Annotated in this window: 1 protein-coding gene; it reads left to right on the top strand. The window is 64.4% G+C overall.

The window, feature by feature from the left end; genetic code table 11:
• Positions 1-1033 (top strand): IS5 family transposase (locus tag J2X53_RS22490; RefSeq protein ID WP_349039714.1); only part of this gene is annotated, 1033 nt, incomplete at its 5' end.
• Positions 1034-1148: the final 115 nt, after the last annotated feature.

Below are 1148 nucleotides of genomic sequence, written 5' to 3' on the forward strand. Positions count from 1 at the left end.
GTTCGAGGCCCTTTACACCGACTTTGGTCGCCCCTCGATCGCGCCGGAACGGCTGATCCGGGCGAGCCTGCTCCAGATCCTGTTCTCGGTCCGCTCCGAGCGGCAGCTGATGGAGCAGATGCAGTATAACCTGTTGTTCCGATGGTTCGTTGGCCTCGGGATCGACGATCCGGTCTGGGTGCCGACCGTCTTCACCAAGAACCGTGACCGACTGCTCACGACCGACATGTCGCGCAAGGTGATGGCCGCGATCTTGGCGCACCGCGAGGTCGCGCCGTTTCTGTCGGACGATCACTTCTCGGTCGACGGCACGCTGGTCAAGGCTTGGGCGTCGATGAAGAGCTTCCAGCCGAAGGCTGATGACACGCCGTCCGATGACGACCCGGGCAGCCCACCTGGACCTGACACCCCCGCCGAGGATCAACCCCACACGACCGAGAACGACCCGATGCCCCGCCCAAACCGTCAGAACCGCAATGCCGAAGTCGACTTCCGGGGTGAGAAGCGCTCGAATGCCACCCATGCCTCGACCACCGATCCCGACGCGCGGCTCTACAAGAAGTCCCCCGGCACCGGCGCGGTGCTGTGCTTCATGGGTCATGCGCTGATGGAGAACCGCTCAGGTCTGATCGTCCAAGGCGACCTGACGCAGGCCGATGGCCATGCGGAACGGCGCGCGGCAATGGACATGATCCATCGCCATTCCCCCGGATCGACACGACAGCTGACACTGGGCGCGGACAAGGGCTTTGACGCAGCCGAGTTCGTCGCCGACCTACGCCGAGCTTGTGTCACCCCGCATGTCGCACAGAAAGTCAGATATTCAGCGATCGACGGTCGCACGACCCGGCACGAGGGCTATGCCCTGTCCATCAAGCACCGCAAGCGGATCGAGGAGGCCTTCGGCTGGGCCAAGACCGTCGGCGGCATGGCCCAGACCGTCTATCGCGGCGTCGAACGGGTGCGCTCGCGCTTCATACTCACCATGGCGGCCAACAACCTCGCCCGACTGCCACGGCTGCTGGCGGCATAACGATGGCATACGGGATCAGGGCGCGCATGCTTGCAACATGGAACGGCGCGACGCGGAATGCCGACAGCCTCCGCAAGGAAAACCGTTCCGCCCCGCAGACTTCTTCAGCAGCCTG

The organism is Pseudotabrizicola sp. 4114 (assembly GCF_031457365.1).
Classification (GTDB): Bacteria; Pseudomonadota; Alphaproteobacteria; order Rhodobacterales; family Rhodobacteraceae; genus Pseudotabrizicola.